We start from the raw sequence: 18,067 nt of genomic DNA, 5'->3' as shown, positions 1-18,067 counted from the left end.
TCACCACCAGTACTTGCCAAAATTTTCCGGGTTGGCCCAGAACTTGGCGTTGAGCCAGTCCGGGACCTGTTTGTATTCACGTAGATCATAGGTGAACAGGTTCAGAACCTGCGCATCCCGCTTGAATTTTTCGCTGGCCTGCAACGCCAGGGCAAAGAAGTCGGTCTCCTGCCAGCCGCAGGCGCTCAAGTCGGCCAGCACCGCCACGCGGCTGGTATTGAGGTTGCGGATGCCGCCGAGCAACTGCAGGCCATCGCGTTTGGGCAGGTGCTCCAGGCAATCGACCAGCAGCGCCAGGTCGAAGCGTTGCGCTGCCAGCTCCACAGGTAGCGGGCCGGGGCTGGCGACGTCGATGTGCACCTCGGGATGGGCCAGGGCGAAAGCCTCCAGGGCCGGAAATCGCTCACCTATCAATAGCAGGCGTTGCGGTACGTGGCGATCGAGCAGGGCGGCGAGGGCCTGTTGCGGAGTGCGTTGGGAAAAGCCGTCCATCATCGGGAATCCTCGGTCAGATGCGTCAAGATTAACGGTCTGGCGTCACTTGGCATAGTGCTGCGCCGTCGCATCATGGCCTATTGCTGGCGGATATCAATGAGGCGGTCTTTACTCCCAGAGCATCGGTTTTGCACCGATTCCCCCTAGGAGATGCATCAAAATGAGCATAGTACGCACAGCATTACCTCTGGTTCTGCTAACCAGCGTGTTGACTGGTTGTGCAGGTTTGCAAAAAACCGACTGGCCGAAGTGTGCTGCCGTCGGGGGCGTAGGCGGCGCAGCCTTGGGCGCCATCGAAAGTTCCAGCTGGGCAGGCTGGGGCGCGTTGCTGGGCGGTGGCCTGGCGGCGGGCTACTGCTGGGCCCATGGTGATGGCGACGAAGATGGCGATGGCGTGCCAGACAGCCGCGACAAGTGCCCGGGCACACCGCGTGGCGTGCAGGTCGATGCCAACGGCTGTCCACCAGAGCCGGTGGCCGTGGTTGAAGAAGTGGCCGTGGTCAAGGAAGAGGTCATTGTCATCCGTGATGTTCACTTCGAATTCGATTCGGCCAAGCTGACCGCGGCCGACAAGGAACGCCTCAATACCATTGCCACGCGCCTGAAAAACGAAGCGGCGAGCGCGCGCTTGAGCGTCACCGGCCATACCGACAGCAAAGGCTCCGATGCCTACAACCAGAAGCTCTCGGAACGCCGCGCCCATTCGGTCACCGAGTACCTGATCGAGAGCGGTGTGCCACGCAGCAGTTTCGTTTCGGTACAGGGCGCGGGTGAAACCCAGCCGGTGGCCGACAATGCCACTGCCGATGGCCGGGCGCAGAACCGTCGTACGGAAATTCGCATCGAGCGCTGAAGCGCCAGCGGCCTGCGGCTTGAGAAGTACCGCAGGCCGGTCTTTACTCCTGTGTGACCGGTAGAGGCCGGTGACACAGGAGCAATTCTCATGAGTGTTCTCTCCAAGGCCGCGCTGCCGGTCCTTATGGCCGCAAGCCTGCTCTCCGGTTGCGCGACCCACAGCGATGGCAGTGCCCCACTCAATCAAAGGACCTGGCCTATCTGCAGTCTGCTGGGCGGCCTGGTCGGTGGTGGCCTGGGCGCCATCGAAAGCTCCGCCTGGGCAGCCGGCGCCGGTGCCGCCGGTGCAATTGCCGGCGGCCTGATCTGTTATGCCCAGGACGGTGACAAAGATGAAGACGGCGTGTTCGACCGTCGCGACCGTTGCCCCGATACACCGGCCAACACTCCGGTCAGCCACACCGGTTGCCCGCTGCCGCAGTACCCGACCAGTCAGAAAGCGGCGGAACCTGCGGCTACTTCAGAAGTGATCACCCTCAACGATCAGGGCGCCGTGATGTTCGCCTACGACTCAGCGGAACTGACCAGCGCGGCCCATCAACAGCTGCAGGCGCTGACCGGCAAGCTCAATGGCGCCAACGTCGTCAGCGTCAAGGTCATCGGCCATACCGACAGTCAGGGTTCCGATGCCTACAACCAGGCACTCTCCGAGCGGCGTGCGAGTAGCGTTGCCGAGTATCTGATCAGTCAGGGCCTGGCGCCGTCGAAAGTCACCAGCCAGGGCCGTGGCGAAAGCCAGCCGATCGCCGACAACTCGACCGATGCCGGCCGCGCGCAGAACCGCAGGGTGGAGCTGCACCTTAATTGATCGAAGCGCTGGCACAAGGGCTGTGTCAGCCGTTACTGTTGCAGGCGATGCCAGCGTACCTGGCATCGCCTGTGAAAAATAACAACAGGGGGCGCCTATGCAAGGCTTACTGGGGTTGGCCAAGGCCCTTACCGTGGTGTTCTGGTGGGTGGTACTGGTGAATCTGCTGATCCCGCTGGAGCACCCCTTCCACCTGCTGATCAATGCCGCCGGTGCTGCCCTGCTTGGCCTGCACCTGCTGGAAGTGTTGATGTTCAATGGTTGCTTGCGCGAGCGCAGCCACCGTTGGTTCGATCGCTTGCAGATCCTGCTGGTCGGTATTTTTCATGTTCTTTCAATTCCGGCACCCCGCAAGGAAGCTGCTCATGCGTAAATTGATCATTCTGGCCGCGTTGTTCAGCCCCCTGGCCCTGGCCGATGCCATCAGCGTGGCCGCCCATTCGGTGCTGCGCTTGCCAAACAAGTCCAGCGTCGTGCACTTGCAGCGCCTGGACGTTGCTGATTCCGCCACCCTGTTGTTGCCCGCCAGCCTGGTCGATCTCAAGGTCGATGAGTTGCACCTGGGCCAAGAGGCGCGGATTGCCATCGTGCCGGCAGAGACCACCCTGCAGATCGAAGTGAGCCGGGCCAGTTTGGGCGAGGGCAGCCAGATTGTCGCCCATGGTGCGCCGGGTACGTATGAAAAGGCGGCAAAGGCCGGACGCAACCTGGAGTTGCAGTTGCATGAGCTGCAGGCGTCGACTTTGGCAATTGATGCCCGTGGCGGAGCCGGTGCTCCGGGGTACGTCGGCCTCGATGGCGCCAACGGCAAGCCCGGTGGCTGTACCTGGGGCCAGGCCAGCCGCGGGGCTAATGGCGACAACGGTGGCAATGGCCATGATGGCGCGCCTGGTGGCCGGGTACGGCTGGCGCTACCGGCAGGTTTCCCCGCCGAGCGCATAGTGGTGCAGCTAGAGGGTGGTGCGCCAGGCGTCGCAGGGGCAGCGGGCAAGCCGGGTGCTGGTGGCGCGAGCAAGGGTTGTCTGGTTTACAGCACGGCGGGCGGTGCTGCGGGCAAGCCTGGTGCGGCGGGTCAGCCGGGCTCGGCCGGGGCGGCTGGGGAGTTGATTTTGCAGCGCCTGTAAAAAATACGCCGACCCTGTGGGAGCCGGCCTTGCCGGCGATGGGCTGCGTAGCAGCCCCCCGGCCTTCAATTCACCACAACACCCCACCCGACAGCACCACCGCAATCCCCAGCATCAGGTTGATCCCGACCATCCGCCGAATCTTCGCCATTGCCGCCGCGCCCGCAGGCCAGTCTTCGGCCTGCACCGCCTTGCGCAACTCCGGGTACAGCAACGACTGGATACGAAAGAACAGGGCGAACATCGCGATGCCGCCGCCGATCATCACCTGGACATGGCGCGGTGTCGTTTCGAAGCTGGCAAAACGCGTGTTGATCATGAGCATACCGCTGATCGCCAACAGCGCAATTGCCATCCACACCCACACGAAAAAACGCTGAAACACTTCCACCCAAAGGCGCAGGCGAGCGGGACCGTCCAGGGCTGCAACCGCCGCCGGGCGCAGGACCAGCCAGGCGAAGAACATCCCGCCTACCCACACCAGGGCGGCCAGAACATGCAGGCTATAAGACAGGGCAAAGACGGGCATCGGGATCTCCATTCGGCGCAAAGGGCAATAGCGGGGTATGATAGCGACCCAATCGAAACACTGAAAATTTATCCAGCCCTTCGGGCGCCCCGAAACCATGATCAGCAACGAACTCAAAACCACGATTCAGGGCGCCTATTCGCGTTTTCTCGAAGCCAAGAGCCTCAAGCCCCGCTATGGCCAGCGCCTGATGATTGCCGAAGTGGCCAAGGTGCTTGGCGATATCGACTGCGACGACGAAGGTCGGCGCGTCGGTGAGCCGGCCGTGGTCGCAGTCGAGGCCGGTACCGGTACCGGCAAGACGGTTGCCTACAGCCTGGCCTCGATCCCGGCGGCCAAGGCGGCCGGCAAGCGCCTGGTGATCGCCACCGCCACGGTTGCCCTGCAGGAGCAGATCGTCTTCAAGGACCTGCCCGACCTGATGCGCAACAGTGGCCTGAACTTCAGCTTCGCCCTGGCCAAGGGTCGGGGCCGCTACCTGTGCCTGTCGAAACTCGACGTGCTGTTGCAGGAAGGCCAGGCACAATCGGCTACCGCTCAGCTGTTCGAAGAAGAAGGCTTCAGGATCGAGGTCGATGAGGCCAGCCAGAAGCTGTTCACCAGCATGATCGAGAAACTTGCCGGCAACCGCTGGGATGGCGACCGGGACAGCTGGCCCCAGGCCCTGGAAGACCAGGACTGGGCGCGCCTGACCACCGACCACAGCCAGTGCACCGGGCGCCATTGTCCGAACTTCGGCCAATGCACCTTCTACAAGGCCCGTGAAGGCATGGGCAAGGTCGACGTGATCGTTACCAACCATGACATGGTCCTGGCCGACCTGGCCCTGGGTGGCGGCGCCGTGCTGCCGGACCCGCGCGACACCATTTATGTGTTCGACGAAGGCCACCACCTGCCCGACAAGGCCATCGGCCACTTCGCCCATTACACCCGGCTGCGCTCGACCGCCGACTGGCTCGAGCAGACCGCCAAGAACCTGACCAAACTACTCGCCCAGCACCCGCTGCCGGGTGACCTGGGCAAGCTGATCGAGCAGGTGCCGGAACTGGCCCGGGAGATCAAGGCCCAGCAGCAGTTCATGTTCAGCGCCTGTGAACAGGTCGCCGACTTCCGCCCAGGCGAAGACACGGAAGGCCGCGAGCGGCCCCGCCATCGCTTCGAAGGCGGCGTGGTGCCCGAGCACATGCGCGAGATGGGCATCGAGCTGAAGAAGGGCTTCTCGCGACTGAACGACTTGTTCACCCGTCTGACCGAGCTGCTCAAGGAAGGCATGGATGGCGAGGTCAACATCGGTATTGCCAGCCATCAGGCCGAAGAATGGTACCCGCTGTTCGGCAGCCTGTTGATGCGCGCCCAGGGCAACTGGGAGCTGTGGACCGCTTTCACTGCCGAAGACCCGGAAGACAGCCCGCCCATGGCCCGCTGGCTGACCCTGGCCGAAAGCGGCGCCTTGTTCGATATCGAGGTCAATGCCAGCCCGATCCTCGCCGCCGAAATGCTCCGGCGCAACCTGTGGAACGTCGCCCACGGCGCCCTGGTGACTTCGGCCACCCTGACTGCGCTGGGCAAGTTCGATCGCTTCCGCATGCGTGCCGGGCTGCCCAAAACTGCGGTCACCAGCGTCGTGCCGAGCCCGTTCCATCACGTCGATGCCGGTGTGTTGCGAGTGCCGGACCTGCGCGCAGACCCGCGTGATGCCGCCGCCCACACGGCGGCGATCATCCGCGACCTGCCGGAGCTGGTGGAAGGTTCGCGCGGTTCGCTGGTGCTGTTTTCCTCGCGCAAGCAGATGCAGGACGTGTTCGACGGCCTGGATCGCGACTGGCGCAAGCAGGTGTTCATCCAGGGCAACCTGTCCAAGCAGGAAACCCTCAACAAGCACAAGGCGCGGGTCGATGGCGGTGATTCCAGCGTGCTGTTCGGCCTGGCCAGTTTCGCCGAAGGCGTCGACCTGCCGGGTGCCTATTGCGAGCACGTGGTAATTGCCAAGATCCCATTCGCCGTACCGGATGATCCGGTCGAGGCCGCCCTGGCCGAATGGATCGAGGCCCGAGGCGGCAATCCGTTCATGGAGATTGCCGTGCCGGATGCCTCGCTGCGGCTGATCCAGGCCTGCGGGCGTCTGCTGCGCACCGAAGAGGATCGCGGCACCATCACCCTGCTTGATCGGCGCGTGGTCACCCAGCGCTACGGCAAGGCTATTCTCAATGCGTTGCCACCGTTTCGCAGAGAAATTTCCTGAAACCCGGAGCGCAATGCTCCGGGCGTTGTCTATCACTCAGTTCAAGGCCCCATGGGCCCTCAAGGAGAGCTCCAGCCCTATGATTCGCCGTACCTTGCCTGCCGTATTCGCACTGTTGTTCAGCACGCCGCTGCTGGCCGGGCAACAGACGCTGTTCAGCTTCGTTCGCCCGGCCGCCGTGGTCAATGTGGTGACCGAAGATGCCAGCCTGCCGCAGTACAACGCAGAGCAGACGGCCGAGGGCGAGGTGCTGCGCCGGGTGGTGTTCAACCCGGTGCAGCAGCCAAAACTACGCCTGAGCCCGCAAGCCGGGGCCTGGGACTGGTCCAGCGCCACGGCCCTGACCCTGCGCCTGCAAAGCGCCATGGACTGGGCGCTGACCGTCGATGTGACGGTGCAAAGCAGCGACGGCAAGACCCTCACCAGCCGCATCGACCTGCCGGCGGGCCCGGCGCAAACCGTTTACGTGCCGCTCAAGGCCAGTTCGCCGTTAAGCCAGGGCATGCGTGCCGGGCCGCCGATGCCGTGGGTGCATGAAGGCCAACGGGTGCTGCTGACCAGCAGTGCCGGCGAGGTTGATCTCAAGCAGGTGGTGTCGGTGACCTTGTCGATGAACAAACCCAACGTCGCCCAGAGCATCCTCATCGAGCGCGTCGGCACCCAGGATGACGACCAACTGCAGAAGGCCGTGTACACCGGTTTGATCGACGGCTATGGCCAGTCCACCCGCGGCCGCTGGCCGGAAAAGATTGTCAGCGACGATCAGCTCAAGGCCGCTGCCAGCCGTGAACAGCAGCAGCTCAAGGGCTGGCTGGGCGAGCGCAGCAAGCTCAAGCTGGACAAGTTCGGCGGCATCAGCGATGGCCCGGCGTTCGAGGCCAAGGGCTTCTTTCGCACTGAAAAACGCGATGGCCGCTGGTACCTGGTGACCCCGGAAGGGCACCCGTTCTATTCCCTGGGCGTCAACACCGTGGCCGCCGACGGTGGCCGCACCTATGTGGCCGGGCGCGAAACCATGTTCAGTGCGCTGCCTCAAGCCGGCGAAGCGCTGGCGCAGTTCTACGGTGAAGGCAACAACAACGACGGCAATGGCTCGGCCCGTGGCCGCAACTTCAACCAGGGGCGCTGGTTCGACTTTTATGCCGCCAATATCGAGCGCAGCCATGGCACGCCGTGCACGCCGGTCGCGGCCAGCGAAAAGGCTCCGGCGGTCGAGTGCCCGGTAGCCAGCTTCGACAAGCAACGCTGGCAGGGTCATAGCCTCGACCGCCTGCAGGCCTGGGGCTTCAATACCCTGGGCAACTGGAGCGAGCCGTCGCTGGGCCAGGCCAGCCGCATGCCCTATACCTTGCCGCTGTCGATCGTCGGCGATTACACCAGCATCAGCACCGGCATGGACTGGTGGGGCGGTATGCCCGACCCGTTCGACCCGCGCTTTGCCATGGCCACCGAGCGTGCGGTGGCGATTGCCGCCCGCGACCACCGCGACGATCCCTGGCTGATCGGTTACTTTGCCGACAACGAACTGGCCTGGGCTGCCCCCGGTGATGACCCCAAAGCGCGCTACGCCCTGGCTTACGGCACCTTGCGCCTGACCACCGACGTGCCGGCCAAGCGTGCCTTCCTCAAGCAATTGCGCGACAAGTACCGCAACCAGGCTGGCCTGTCCAAGGCCTGGGGCATCGACCTGCCAGCCTGGGAGCTGATGGAAGACCCGGGTTTCGAGCCGCCGCTGCCAAGCCCGGAACACCCGGAGATCGAAGCCGACTTCAAGTACTTCCAGAAGGTCTTCGCCGAAACCTATTTCAAGACCATTGCCGACTCACTGAAATGGCATGCGCCCAACCACCTGCTGCTGGGTGGCCGTTATGCCGTGAGTACTCCGGAAGCAGTCGCCGCCTGTGCCGAGTACTGCGACGTCATCAGCTTCAACTTCTACACGCCCAAGCCTCAGGACGGTTACGACTTCAACCAGCTCAAGGCGCTGGACAAACCGGTGCTGGTCTCCGAGTTCCAGTTCGGCTCCCGTGACCGTGGCCCGTTCTGGCCGGGGCCGATGGAAGTGGCCAAGGAAGAGGGCAGGGCGCCGGCCTATGCCAGCTTCGTCAAGGCGGCGCTGGATGAGCCGTCGATTGTCGGCGTGCACTGGTTCCAGTACCTCGATCAGCCGGCCAGCGGGCGTCTGCTCGATGGCGAGAACGGCCACTTCGGCCTGGTCGGTATTACCGATGTGCCATTCCAGGGCTTTGTCGACGGTGTGCGCAAGAGCAACCTGCAGACTCAGGAACAGTTCGGCAAAACGCTTAGTGTCACAGAAAAAGCGCCCACGGCCCCCTGACCCCAGCCGCCTGGCATGGACCGCCCGGCTTCTGTCTGTTCCCAAATCGTGCGCAGGCTGAAACAATGCACGCCATTTTGAGAAGCCGGTTTCGCGGGGAGTTGCTGGGTGCAGATTCAGGGTCATTACGAGCTAAAGTTCGAAGCGGTGCGTGAAGCCTTTGCGGCGCTGTTCGACGATCCTCAGGAGCGTGGCGCGGCATTGTGCATCCAGGTCGGCGGCGAAACCGTCATCGACCTCTGGGCCGGCAGCGCCGATAAAGACGGGGCCGAGGCCTGGCACAGCGACACCATTGCCAACCTGTTTTCCTGCACCAAGATGTTCACCGCCGTGACCGCCCTGCAACTGGTGGGCGAGGGCAAGTTGGCCCTGGATGTGCCGGTGGCGCGCTACTGGCCGGAATTCGCCCAGGCCGACAAACAGTCGGTTACCCTGCGCCAGTTGCTCAGCCATCGCGCCGGTGTCCCGGCCTTGCGCGAGATGATGCCGGCCGAAGCCCTCTACGACTGGCAAACCATGGTCCAGGCGCTGGCTGGCGAATCGCCCTGGTGGACGCCGGGTACCGCCCACGGTTACGCCGCCATCACCTTTGGCTGGCTGATCGGCGAGTTGATCCGCCGTGCCGATGGCCGTGAACCTGGCGAGTCGATCGTTGCACGCACGGCCAGGCCGCTGGGCCTGGACTTTCATATAGGCCTGGCCGAAGCAGAGTTCCACCGCGTCGCGCATATCGCCCGCGGCAAAGGCAACATGGGTGACGAGGCGGCTAAGCGCCTGCTGCAGGTGACCCTGCGCGAGCCACAGGCCTTGTCGACCCGCGCCTTCACCAACCCGCCAGGGATGCTCACCAGTGTCAATAAACCGGAGTGGCGGCGCATGCAGCAACCGGCGGCCAATGGCCACGGCAACGCCCGCAGTCTCGCCGGTTTCTATGCCGGCTTGCTCGATGGCAGCCTGCTGGAGTCGGAACTGCTGGATGAGCTGACCCGGGAACACAGCCTCGGTCAGGATCAGACCTTGCTGACCCAGACTCGTTTTGGTCTGGGCTGCATGCTCGACCAGCCAAGCGTTGCCAACGCTACCTTTGGTCTGGGCGCGCGCGCCTTCGGTCACCCGGGGGCGGGCGGCTCGGTAGGTTTTGCCGATCCGGAACATGATGTTTCCTTTGGCTTTGTTACCAATACCCTGGGCCCTTATGTGCTCATGGACCCCCGGGCGCAGAAGCTGGTACGGGTATTGGCCCGCTGCCTTTGATCGGTTAACCCCGATGCTGCCTGAACCCTTTGACTATTCTGAATTCCAAAGCCCTGCATTGCTGGGCCAAATTTCTTTCATTTTCATGGTGTATCGCTGATGTCTTCGCATAAATCCTTAGCTCTCGCCCTGTGCCTGGCCGTCACCGGCTGCGCGCAGCATCCTCAGAAGGACGGGGCCGCTGATGCCGGCTTCAACTGGTGGCCGTTTGGCTCGGACCAGGTCGTCGACAAGGAAGTTAAGGAAGTGGTAACCGAAAAAGTCGCCAAGGCCGACGCCAAGTCGGAAAGCGCCAGCCGCTGGTGGTGGCCGTTTGGCGAGGGTGACAAGGGCAAGGTCGCTGCCGTGCCGAAAATCGACCACAAAGCCACCCAGGCCTGGCTGGACAGCTATGAGCCGAAGCTGCGCGAAGCCATCAAGGACAGCAAGTTCGAAGTCGAGCGCCGTGAAGACGTGCTGGTAGTTACCGTACCGGTCGACAGCTCCTACAACCCGGATCGTCCGGCCATGCTTCTGCCGGTCACCCTCGGCCCGATCACCCGTGTGGCCAAGGCCGTCGAGACCGACAAGCAGACCGCGGTACTGGTGCTTGGCCATGCCGACACCAGTGGTGTCGCCGCAGCCAACACCAAGCTCAGCCAGGAGCGCGCCCAGTCGGTAGCCGCCATCTTCCGCCTCAGCGGCCTGGAGCGCGATCGCCTGATGCTGCGCGGCATGGGCTCGGAAATGCCGCGTGCAGCCAACGACAGCCTTGAAGGCCGTTCGCTGAACCGCCGCGTCGAACTGGTGCTGACGCCGCAAAACACCATGGTCGCCTTGCTGGCCAAATACAAGCAGCCAACCCCGAGCCCGGCCGAACTGGTTGCCGTGCAGGATGCCAAGGCTCCGGCCAAGGCCGCAGCGAAACCGGCTGCCAAGCCTGCGGCCAAGGCCCCGGCGAAAAAGGCCACTGCAGCCAAGAAGGCCGCACCGGCCAAGGCTGCTGCCAAGAAGCCTGCGGCCAAGCCCGCAGCGAAAAAGGCTGCGGCACCGGCGGCGAAAAAAGTTGCTGCCAACACCAGCCCTGCGAAGACCAACTGATCGTCAAGGAACGCAGTAATGACCCAGTCCCTGGCCGATATGCGCCGCGATTATACCCGTGACGGCCTGACTGAAGCCCAGGCCCCGGAGCAACCGTTCGGGTTGTTTCGTCAATGGTTCAATGATGCCCTGAAAACCGAGCAGCCACCGGTGGAAGCCAATGCCATGACCCTGGCCACGGTGGACGCCGACGGCCGTCCGCATTGCCGCATCGTCCTGCTCAAGGGCTTGGACGAGCAGGGCTTCACCTTCTTCACCAACTACGAAAGCGCCAAAGGCCAGCAATTGCTGGCCAACCCCTTCGCGGCCATGACCTTCTTCTGGCCGGCACTGGAACGCCAGGTACGTATCGAAGGCAAGGTGGTCAAGGTCACCTCGCAGGAATCGGACGAGTATTACCAGGTGCGCCCGCTGGGCAGCCGCCTGGGGGCCTGGGCTTCGCCACAAAGCCAGGTGATCGCCGATCGCGCGGAGCTCGAAGGGCTGGTCAAGTCCACCCAGCAGCGCTTCAGCGAAAGTCAGCCACACTGCCCGGAGCACTGGGGCGGCTATCGCCTGCTGCCCGAGCGCATCGAGTTCTGGCAGGGCCGCGCCAGCCGCCTGCACGATCGTCTCAACTACCGCTTGCAGCAGGGCAACTGGCTGCGTGAGCGCCTCGCGCCTTAATCGGCCTGGTAACCGGCGGCCTCGCGTTCCAGCCAGGCCGCCAGTTCACTGCGTTTGACCTTTTGCGCCTTGGCGCTGTCCAGACGTTGTAGCATGAAGGCCTTCTTGCCTTCGTCCTGGCCGGCCAGCGACAAGGCCAGGTCACGGTCCATCCAGCGCTTGATGCGAACGTAGATCCACCAGTGGAAGTACAGGCCTGCCACGGTGGTGATGACGACGATGAAGTAATCCATGTCTATCCTTGCGCTAGAAGTTTCTACAGGCTGCCCCGATAGCACAGGCTGTACGGAAGCTGAATGGAAGCAATTTTACCCCGCATGTGTCGTGACAGTCGTCAATGCGCGGAGTCTAATGAGCATCTGTCTTACGGAGATCATCCAATGCGTAAATCTGTTCTGCTGGTGGCAAGCTTCACCACAATGTCGCTGCTGCTTGGTGGTTGTGCCTCGAGCCTGACCGGCGATTCGTACTCCCGTGATGAAGCGCGTCGTGTGCAGACCGTGCGCATGGGCACCATCGAGTCGCTGCGTCCGGTGAAAATCGAAGGTACCAAAACCCCGATCGGCGGTGGCGCTGGTGCAATCGTCGGTGGCGTCGCCGGTAGCGCGGTGGGTGGTGGTCGCGGCAGTATCGTTGCCGCCGTGATCGGTGCCGTGGCCGGTGGCCTGGCAGGCTCCGCGGCTGAAGAAGGCCTGACCCGCACCCAGGGCGTGGAAATCACCGTGCGTGAAGACGACGGCAGCATGCGTGCCTACGTGCAGGCAGTGCAGCAGAACGAGATTTTCCGCGTAGGCGAGCGTGTGCGGATCATGACGGTCGACGGCACCAGCCGCGTCACTCACTGAGTTTTGCCCCCCCATTAAAAACCCCGACTCGGCAATGCCGGTCGGGGTTTTTTATTGCCTTGAGGCTCAGGCCGTGACGGGCTTGCGACTCGACAGCGCGGTGATGCCATAGCCAATCAGCGCGGCGAGGATGGAGCCGGTAAGAATACCCATGCGGTCCATGCCGGCGTACTCGCTGCTGCCCGGTACGAAGGCCAGGGAGCCGACGAACAGGCTCATGGTAAAGCCGATGCCACAGAGAATTGCCACCCCCAGCACCTGGCCCCAGTTGGCACCCGCGGGCAAGGCGGCCATGCCGGCCTTGATCATCACCCAGGCGAAGCCGAACACCCCGAGGGTTTTACCCAGCAGCAGGCCCACGGCGATGCCCATCGGCACGTGATGGGTGAAGCTTTCGAGGCTGACGCCGGACAGCGACACACCGGCGTTGGCAAAGGCGAACAACGGCAGGATGCCATACGCGACCCAGGGGTGCAGGGCATGCTCCAGGCTCAGCAGCGGCGAGGGCTCGGCGTTTTTCGTCCGCAGCGGGATGCACAGTGCCAGGGTGACCCCGGCCAGCGTGGCGTGCACGCCACTCTTGAGCACGCAGACCCAGAGAATCAGGCCAACCACCATGTACGGACCAAGCTTGACCACGCCCATGCGGTTCATCGCGATCAGCACCAGCAGGCAGGCTGCCGCCAGGCCAAGCGAGAGACTCGACAGCGTGCCGGAGTAGAACAGGGCAATGACGATGATCGCACCCAGGTCGTCGATGATCGCCAGGGTCATCAAAAACAGCTTGAGCGAAACCGGTACGCGTTTGCCCAGCAGGGCCAGCACGCCGAGGGCGAAGGCGATGTCGGTGGCCATGGGGATGGCCCAACCCGCAACGGCGGCCGGGTTGTCCTTGTTGAGGAACCAGTAGATCAGCGCCGGCACCACCATGCCGCCGATGGCGGCAGCACCGGGCAGGACGATTTGCGAGGGCTTGGACAAGTGCCCGTCGACCACTTCGCGCTTGACCTCAAGGCCGATCAGCAGGAAGAACAGGGCCATCAGCCCGTCGTTGATCCACAAAAGCAAGGGTTTGGCGATTTTCAGCGCGCCAATCTGGGCGACCACGGGAACATCCAGCAGGCCGTTGTACAGGTACGACAGCGGCGAGTTGTTGATGATCAGGGCCAGGGCAGCTGCAGCAATCAGTAATAGACCGCTGGCAGCTTCCAACTGAAAGAAACGTGTGAAAGTGCTACGCAGGGGCAAGGGCGCTCTCCATCCTGAAGGTTCTGATAGGGGCACACCCTACCCTGTGGTGATATTCTTTAAAACAAAAACTATATTCTTTTTTGTTATAAGCTGTAACCATCTCACGCCCTGCAGCCTAGCAGTTGTAGTCGATAATTCACCGTGGCTGTATCTGTAGGAATTATCAGAATTTTCCTAACATGTTCTGCAGAACTTCGACCTTTTTGCCCGAGAATCGACCATGAACGATCACCGCCAGTGGGCTCGTGAAGCCATCCGTATTATCGAAGCGGACTTCCAGCGTAGCGCCGACACTCACCTGATCCCGCTGCCGCTGCCAGGCTTTCCCGAGGTCGAGCTGTATTTCAAGGATGAGTCGAGCCACCCCACCGGCAGTCTCAAGCACCGGCTGGCGCGGTCGTTGTTTCTCTATGCCCTGTGTAATGGCTGGTTGCGCCCGGGCGCGCCGGTGATCGAAGCATCCAGCGGCTCGACGGCGATTTCCGAAGCCTACTTCGCGCGTTTGCTCGGTTTGCCCTTCATTGCCGTGGTACCGGCCAGCACCTCGCAGGAAAAGATTGCCCAGATTGCCTTCTATGGCGGCCAGAGCCACCTGGTGCAGGATCCGACGCAGATCTACGCCGAATCCGAGCGCCTGGCCCGGGAAAGTGGCGGGCACTTCATGGACCAGTTCACCTATGCCGAGCGCGCTACCGATTGGCGGGCGAACAACAACATCGCCGAGTCGATCTTTGCCCAGATGCGCTTCGAGCAGTTCCCGGAGCCGAGCTGGCTGATTTCCAGCCCGGGCACGGGCGGTACCACCGCTACGTTAGGCCGCTATGTGCGCTATCGCCAGCACGTCACTCGGGTGCTGTGCGCCGATGCCGAGCGCTCGGTGTTTTTCGACTGCTACAAGACGGGTGACCGTTCCCTGCGCCTGGACTGCGGTTCGCGCATTGAAGGCATCGGCCGGCCACGAGTGGAGGCTTCGTTCCTGCCGCAGGTGATCGATGCCATGGTCAAGGTGCCGGACGCCCTGTCCCTGGCGGCCATGCATTACCTGGCCCAGCGCCTGGGACGGCGTGTTGGCGGTTCCAGCGGCACCAACCTGATTGGCGCCCTGGCAGCGGCGCAGCAAATGCGCGCGGCGGGGGAGGCCGGGTCGATCGTGGCAATACTGTGTGATGGCGGCGATCGCTATGCGACCACGTACTATGACCAGGACTGGTTGAGCGGGCAGGGGTATCAGCTGGAGGGGATGATTGCGGCGGTGGCTGCTTGTGTCGAGCGCGGTGAGGCGTTGCCGGCGTCGGTATTGCGCGAGGGTGTTTGAAGGCGGGCTGCCTTGCAGCCCATCGCCGGCAACGCCGGCTCCCACAAATCAGGCCCTTGTGGGAGCCGGCGTTGCCGGCGATTACTGTGTTGCGGTATGAATCAGGCCTGCAGACCGAGCATGCTGCGCGCCACCGCTTCAGCAATGCGAATCCCGTCAACACCCGCCGACAGGATCCCGCCGGCATAACCTGCACCTTCACCCGCCGGGAACAAGCCCTTGAGGTTCAGGCTCTGCATGCTGGCATCACGGGTGATGCGCAGCGGCGATGAGGTACGGGTTTCGATCCCGGTCAATACCGCGTCAGGCAGGTTGTAGCCCTTGATCTGCCGATCGAAGGCCGGGAGGGCTTCACGAATGGCTTCGATGGCAAAGTCGGGCAGGCTCGGGGCCAGGTCGCCCAGGCTGACACCTGGCTTGTAGGACGGCTCGACACTGCCGATGGCAGTGGACGGCCGTCCGGCGACAAAGTCACCGACCAGTTGCGCCGGCGCCTGGTAGTTGCTGCCACCCAGCACGTAAGCGTGGGCTTCGAGTTTTTCCTGCAGCTCGATACCGGCCAGCGGGCCACCCGGATAATCCTGCTCAGGGGTAATGCCAACGACGATACCGGAGTTGGCATTGCGCTCGTTACGCGAGTACTGGCTCATGCCGTTGGTGACCACCCGGCCCGGCTCGCTGGTAGCGGCAACCACGGTGCCGCCCGGGCACATGCAGAAGCTGTAGACCGAACGGCCGTTCTTGGCGTGGTACACCAGCTTGTAGTCGGCCGCGCCCAGTTTCGGGTGACCGGCATACTTGCCCAGGCGCGCCTGGTCGATCAGCGATTGCGGATGTTCGATACGGAAGCCGATCGAGAACGGCTTGGCCTCCATGAACACGCCGCGGGCATGCAGCATGCGGAACGTGTCACGGGCACTGTGGCCCAGGGCCAGGACCACATGGCGCGAATGCAGCTGTTCGCCGCTTTCCAGGACCACGCCGTTGAGCTGGCCGTCGTCCATCAGCAGGTCGGTGACCTTTTGCTCGAAGCGCACTTCGCCGCCCAGCGCGTGGATTTCGTGGCGCATGTTCTCGACCATGCCGGTCAGGCGGAACGTACCGATGTGCGGCTTGCTGACGTAGAGGATCTCGTCCGGTGCACCGGCTTTGACGAACTCGTGCAGTACCTTGCGGCCGTGGTGCTGCGGGTCCTTGATCTGGCTGTAGAGCTTGCCGTCGGAGAAGGTCCCGGCACCGCCTTCGCCAAATTGCACGTTCGATTCGGGGTTGAGCACGCTTTTACGCCACAGGCCCCAGGTGTCCTTGGTGCGCTGACGAACTTCCTTGCCGCGCTCAAGGATGATCGGCTTGAAGCCCATCTGCGCCAGCAGCAGGCCGGCAAAAATCCCGCACGGGCCGAAGCCGACGACGATAGGGCGCTCCTGCAGGTCGGCGGGGGCCTGGCCAACCACTTTGTAGCTGACATCTGGAGCGACGTTGACGTTGTGATCGTCGGCGAACTTTTGCAGCAGTTCGGTTTCGTTGCTCGCTTGCAGGTCGATGGTGTAGATGAACAGCAGCTCGCTGTTCTTCTTGCGCGCATCGTAGCTGCGCTTGAACAGGGTGAAGTCCAGCAGTTGCTCGTCGCTGATGCCTAAGCGTTGCACGATGGCCTCGCGCAGGGCTTCATCAGGATGATCCAGCGGCAGCTTCAGTTCGGTGATTCGTAACATGGCAGGGTCCAGTATCCCGGCCATGAACGGCCGGCGGCTTTACACAAACCGCCAAGTATAAGCTGTTCGCCGCCTTTGCAGACAGGTTAAACGCAGGCGCCGATGATCAGTCGTTGCGCGAGCCGCCGTAGTAGGCACAACCGCGCAGGGTCTTGCCGTCCACCCGCAGCTCGGCGCTCAGGTGCTGGACGCTGCCGGTGGCGCTGTCGACGCAGCGCTGCGGGGCGACCCAGAGTTCGACTTTCTGGCCGTTGGCCTCGGTGCTCAGGCTGAAGCGTCCGTCGGGCAGTTGTTCTTCCAGGTAGGGCACGGCCAGCGAAGGCTGACCGACGCGCTCCAGGACCATGCCCTTGCCGCCGGCCTTGAGGCTCCAGTCCGGCTCATGGCCGCTGGCGCGCAGGGTCAGGCGCTTGAAGTTGGGATCGCTGCAGGCGCTGCTGGAATGCTCGACGCGGTACAGGCGCTGCACATTCAACTGGCCATCGTTGCCGCCTTTCTGGCTGGCCGACAGCGTGCCGCGCACGTCGGCGAACAGGGTGCCGGGCGTTGCCGCCAGTGCGCTGGCTTCCTGCAGCAGGCCGGTGTTGCCGCTGTCATTGACAGCAAAGCGGCGGGTTTCTTCGCAGGGCTTGAACAGCAGTTGTCCGCCCTGGGCAGTCAGTTCGCCCTGCATGCGGGTCTGGCCTGCGGTAGAGGCGGCTTGCGGCTTTTCAGCCAGCATCTGGCAGCCGGCAAACAACGGCAACAAGGCGACAAGCAACAGCGAAGGGGCGGCACGCATCAAGCAAACTCCAGCATCTCGAGCAAAAGGTGCCGCCACGTTACGCAGGCTGCTCGCCGATCACAAGGCCTTAGCCAACCTGGTAGGTCTGGCCGGTCTGCATTCCTTCAACGCTCTTGGCATAGGCCAGTGCCACGTCGGCGGCCGGCACCGGCTTGAACCCGCGGAAATACGGAGCATAGGCCGGCATGGCTTCGACCAGTACGTTGGGGCTGATGGAGTTGACCCGCAGGCCACGGGGCAATTCGATGGCTGCCGCCTTGACGAAGGCATCGAGCGCGCCATTGACCAGGCTGGCCGAGGCGCCGGAGCGGATCGGGTCGCGGTTGAGAATGCCGCTGGTAAAGGTGAATGAGCCGCCATCGTTGATGAACTCGCGGCCGATCAACAGCAGGTTGACCTGGCCCATCAGCTTGTCGCTCAGGCCCAGGGCGAAGTGCTCCGCATTCATTTCATCAAGGGGGGCAAAGGTCACGTTACCGGCGGCGCAGACCAGGGCATCGAAGCGGCCGGTCTGTTCGAACAGGCGGCGAATCGAGGCGCTGTCGCTGATGTCCACCTGATAGTCGCCGCTGCTGCGGCCGATGCGCAGCACTTCATGACGTTGTTCCAGCTCTTTGGCAACCGCCGAACCGATGGTACCGCTGGCGCCGATCAACAGGATTTTCATTGAGCCATTCCTCGTGGGTAGTGAAGACAAGGCTCAAGTCTAGGGTGGATTTTTCTGCAGATAAGCGTGCTAATAGGCAACCTTTGGTTTTCATGTGGA

At 63.0% G+C, this 18,067-nt stretch carries 18 protein-coding genes; 11 read left to right on the top strand and 7 right to left on the bottom strand.

The window, feature by feature from the left end; genetic code table 11:
- Window positions 1-495: a DUF6231 family protein gene (locus LOY45_RS20605; protein WP_134061547.1), complete on the bottom strand. Its 495-nt coding sequence runs from the start codon at window positions 493-495 to the stop codon at window positions 1-3.
- Between the two features lie 160 nt (window positions 496-655).
- Here LOY45_RS20605 and LOY45_RS20600 point away from each other — a divergent pair, with 160 nt between their 5' ends.
- The 4 genes from LOY45_RS20600 (at window position 656) to LOY45_RS20585 (ending at window position 3,282) form a co-directional block, all read left to right on the top strand.
- Window positions 656-1,348 (top strand): PA1041 family peptidoglycan-binding anchor lipoprotein, encoded by a 693-nt coding sequence (locus LOY45_RS20600; RefSeq protein WP_115085649.1) that lies wholly within the window; start codon window positions 656-658, stop codon window positions 1,346-1,348.
- A 90-nt stretch (window positions 1,349-1,438) separates the two neighbouring features.
- The gene (locus tag LOY45_RS20595; RefSeq protein WP_115085650.1) at window positions 1,439-2,158 is read left to right on the top strand and encodes a PA1041 family peptidoglycan-binding anchor lipoprotein; all 720 of its coding nucleotides are present in this window, start codon (window positions 1,439-1,441) and stop codon (window positions 2,156-2,158) included.
- A 97-nt stretch (window positions 2,159-2,255) separates the two neighbouring features.
- Complete coding sequence (locus LOY45_RS20590; RefSeq protein ID WP_038999146.1) at window positions 2,256-2,531, top strand: DUF1145 domain-containing protein; 276 nt, start codon at window positions 2,256-2,258, stop codon at window positions 2,529-2,531.
- A complete protein-coding gene (locus LOY45_RS20585; protein ID WP_258578278.1) occupies window positions 2,524-3,282 on the top strand; it encodes a collagen-like protein in 759 nt (252 codons plus the stop codon). Before LOY45_RS20590 ends, LOY45_RS20585 begins: the two co-directional genes overlap by 8 nt.
- A gap of 70 nt (window positions 3,283-3,352) precedes the next feature.
- On the opposite strand, the gene LOY45_RS20580 is transcribed toward LOY45_RS20585, so the two are convergent.
- Window positions 3,353-3,811, bottom strand: coding sequence for a CopD family protein (locus LOY45_RS20580; RefSeq protein ID WP_115085652.1), 459 nt, complete (start codon window positions 3,809-3,811; stop codon window positions 3,353-3,355).
- Between the two features lie 97 nt (window positions 3,812-3,908).
- On the opposite strand from LOY45_RS20580, the gene dinG reads away from it, so the two are divergent.
- The 5 genes from dinG (at window position 3,909) to pdxH (ending at window position 11,391) form a co-directional block, all read left to right on the top strand.
- Window positions 3,909-6,053: an ATP-dependent DNA helicase DinG gene (dinG, locus tag LOY45_RS20575; RefSeq protein ID WP_115085653.1), complete on the top strand. Its 2,145-nt coding sequence runs from the start codon at window positions 3,909-3,911 to the stop codon at window positions 6,051-6,053.
- 79 nt (window positions 6,054-6,132) lie between these two features.
- A complete protein-coding gene (locus LOY45_RS20570; protein ID WP_258578277.1) occupies window positions 6,133-8,391 on the top strand; it encodes a beta-galactosidase in 2,259 nt (752 codons plus the stop codon).
- A gap of 108 nt (window positions 8,392-8,499) precedes the next feature.
- A complete protein-coding gene (locus LOY45_RS20565; RefSeq protein ID WP_258578276.1) occupies window positions 8,500-9,645 on the top strand; it encodes a serine hydrolase domain-containing protein in 1,146 nt (381 codons plus the stop codon).
- A 99-nt stretch (window positions 9,646-9,744) separates the two neighbouring features.
- Window positions 9,745-10,725, top strand: a complete 981-nt coding sequence (locus LOY45_RS20560; protein WP_115085656.1) for an OmpA family protein — start codon at window positions 9,745-9,747, stop codon at window positions 10,723-10,725.
- Window positions 10,726-10,743: 18 nt separating this feature from the next.
- On the top strand, window positions 10,744-11,391 hold the full coding sequence (pdxH, locus tag LOY45_RS20555; protein WP_115085657.1) for a pyridoxamine 5'-phosphate oxidase: 648 nt from the start codon (window positions 10,744-10,746) through the stop codon (window positions 11,389-11,391).
- On the opposite strand, the gene LOY45_RS20550 is transcribed toward pdxH, so the two are convergent.
- Window positions 11,388-11,624: a hypothetical protein gene (locus tag LOY45_RS20550; protein WP_038999159.1), complete on the bottom strand. Its 237-nt coding sequence runs from the start codon at window positions 11,622-11,624 to the stop codon at window positions 11,388-11,390. The genes pdxH and LOY45_RS20550 overlap by 4 nt on opposite strands.
- A gap of 147 nt (window positions 11,625-11,771) precedes the next feature.
- On the opposite strand from LOY45_RS20550, the gene LOY45_RS20545 reads away from it, so the two are divergent.
- Complete coding sequence (locus LOY45_RS20545) at window positions 11,772-12,236, top strand: outer membrane lipoprotein (protein WP_010221079.1); 465 nt, start codon at window positions 11,772-11,774, stop codon at window positions 12,234-12,236.
- Window positions 12,237-12,302: 66 nt separating this feature from the next.
- Here the strand turns inward: LOY45_RS20545 and nhaA are convergent, their stop codons facing one another.
- Entirely contained in the window at window positions 12,303-13,484 is a 1,182-nt protein-coding gene (gene nhaA, locus LOY45_RS20540) for a Na+/H+ antiporter NhaA (RefSeq protein WP_115085658.1), read from the bottom strand.
- 223 nt (window positions 13,485-13,707) lie between these two features.
- Between nhaA and LOY45_RS20535 the strand changes: the two genes are divergently transcribed.
- A complete protein-coding gene (locus tag LOY45_RS20535; protein ID WP_115085659.1) occupies window positions 13,708-14,802 on the top strand; it encodes a PLP-dependent cysteine synthase family protein in 1,095 nt (364 codons plus the stop codon).
- Between the two features lie 101 nt (window positions 14,803-14,903).
- Here LOY45_RS20535 and LOY45_RS20530 read toward each other — a convergent pair whose 3' ends face one another.
- From LOY45_RS20530 to LOY45_RS20520, 3 genes are all read right to left on the bottom strand, one after another.
- On the bottom strand, window positions 14,904-16,517 hold the full coding sequence (locus tag LOY45_RS20530; protein WP_233673940.1) for an NAD(P)/FAD-dependent oxidoreductase: 1,614 nt from the start codon (window positions 16,515-16,517) through the stop codon (window positions 14,904-14,906).
- Window positions 16,518-16,623: 106 nt separating this feature from the next.
- Window positions 16,624-17,298 (bottom strand): COG3650 family protein, encoded by a 675-nt coding sequence (locus LOY45_RS20525; RefSeq protein ID WP_115085661.1) that lies wholly within the window; start codon window positions 17,296-17,298, stop codon window positions 16,624-16,626.
- Window positions 17,299-17,368: 70 nt separating this feature from the next.
- The gene (locus LOY45_RS20520) at window positions 17,369-17,968 is read right to left on the bottom strand and encodes a short chain dehydrogenase (RefSeq protein ID WP_115085662.1); all 600 of its coding nucleotides are present in this window, start codon (window positions 17,966-17,968) and stop codon (window positions 17,369-17,371) included.
- Between the last annotated feature and the right edge of the window lie 99 nt (window positions 17,969-18,067).

The organism is Pseudomonas wadenswilerensis, assembly GCF_024749185.1.
Taxonomy (GTDB): Bacteria; Pseudomonadota; Gammaproteobacteria; order Pseudomonadales; family Pseudomonadaceae; genus Aquipseudomonas; species Aquipseudomonas wadenswilerensis.
The sequence above is the reverse complement of the archived record's forward strand: the minus strand, read 5'-3'. Positions and strand labels throughout refer to the sequence as shown.

Excerpts from the sequence above, each read along its gene's own strand:
- LOY45_RS20605 (WP_134061547.1), bottom strand. The coding sequence starts at position 495 with ATGATGGACGGCTTTTCCCAACGCACTCCGCAACAGGCCCTCGCCGCC.
- LOY45_RS20600 (WP_115085649.1), top strand. The coding sequence starts at position 656 with ATGAGCATAGTACGCACAGCATTACCTCTGGTTCTGCTAACCAGCGTG.
- LOY45_RS20595 (WP_115085650.1), top strand. The coding sequence starts at position 1,439 with ATGAGTGTTCTCTCCAAGGCCGCGCTGCCGGTCCTTATGGCCGCAAGC.
- LOY45_RS20590 (WP_038999146.1), top strand. The coding sequence starts at position 2,256 with ATGCAAGGCTTACTGGGGTTGGCCAAGGCCCTTACCGTGGTGTTCTGG.
- LOY45_RS20585 (WP_258578278.1), top strand. The coding sequence starts at position 2,524 with ATGCGTAAATTGATCATTCTGGCCGCGTTGTTCAGCCCCCTGGCCCTG.
- LOY45_RS20580 (WP_115085652.1), bottom strand. The coding sequence starts at position 3,811 with ATGCCCGTCTTTGCCCTGTCTTATAGCCTGCATGTTCTGGCCGCCCTG.
- dinG (WP_115085653.1), top strand. The coding sequence starts at position 3,909 with ATGATCAGCAACGAACTCAAAACCACGATTCAGGGCGCCTATTCGCGT.
- LOY45_RS20570 (WP_258578277.1), top strand. The coding sequence starts at position 6,133 with ATGATTCGCCGTACCTTGCCTGCCGTATTCGCACTGTTGTTCAGCACG.
- LOY45_RS20560 (WP_115085656.1), top strand. The coding sequence starts at position 9,745 with ATGTCTTCGCATAAATCCTTAGCTCTCGCCCTGTGCCTGGCCGTCACC.
- pdxH (WP_115085657.1), top strand. The coding sequence starts at position 10,744 with ATGACCCAGTCCCTGGCCGATATGCGCCGCGATTATACCCGTGACGGC.
- LOY45_RS20550 (WP_038999159.1), bottom strand. The coding sequence starts at position 11,624 with ATGGATTACTTCATCGTCGTCATCACCACCGTGGCAGGCCTGTACTTC.
- LOY45_RS20545 (WP_010221079.1), top strand. The coding sequence starts at position 11,772 with ATGCGTAAATCTGTTCTGCTGGTGGCAAGCTTCACCACAATGTCGCTG.
- LOY45_RS20535 (WP_115085659.1), top strand. The coding sequence starts at position 13,708 with ATGAACGATCACCGCCAGTGGGCTCGTGAAGCCATCCGTATTATCGAA.
- LOY45_RS20530 (WP_233673940.1), bottom strand. The coding sequence starts at position 16,517 with ATGTTACGAATCACCGAACTGAAGCTGCCGCTGGATCATCCTGATGAA.
- LOY45_RS20525 (WP_115085661.1), bottom strand. The coding sequence starts at position 17,298 with ATGCGTGCCGCCCCTTCGCTGTTGCTTGTCGCCTTGTTGCCGTTGTTT.
- LOY45_RS20520 (WP_115085662.1), bottom strand. The coding sequence starts at position 17,968 with ATGAAAATCCTGTTGATCGGCGCCAGCGGTACCATCGGTTCGGCGGTT.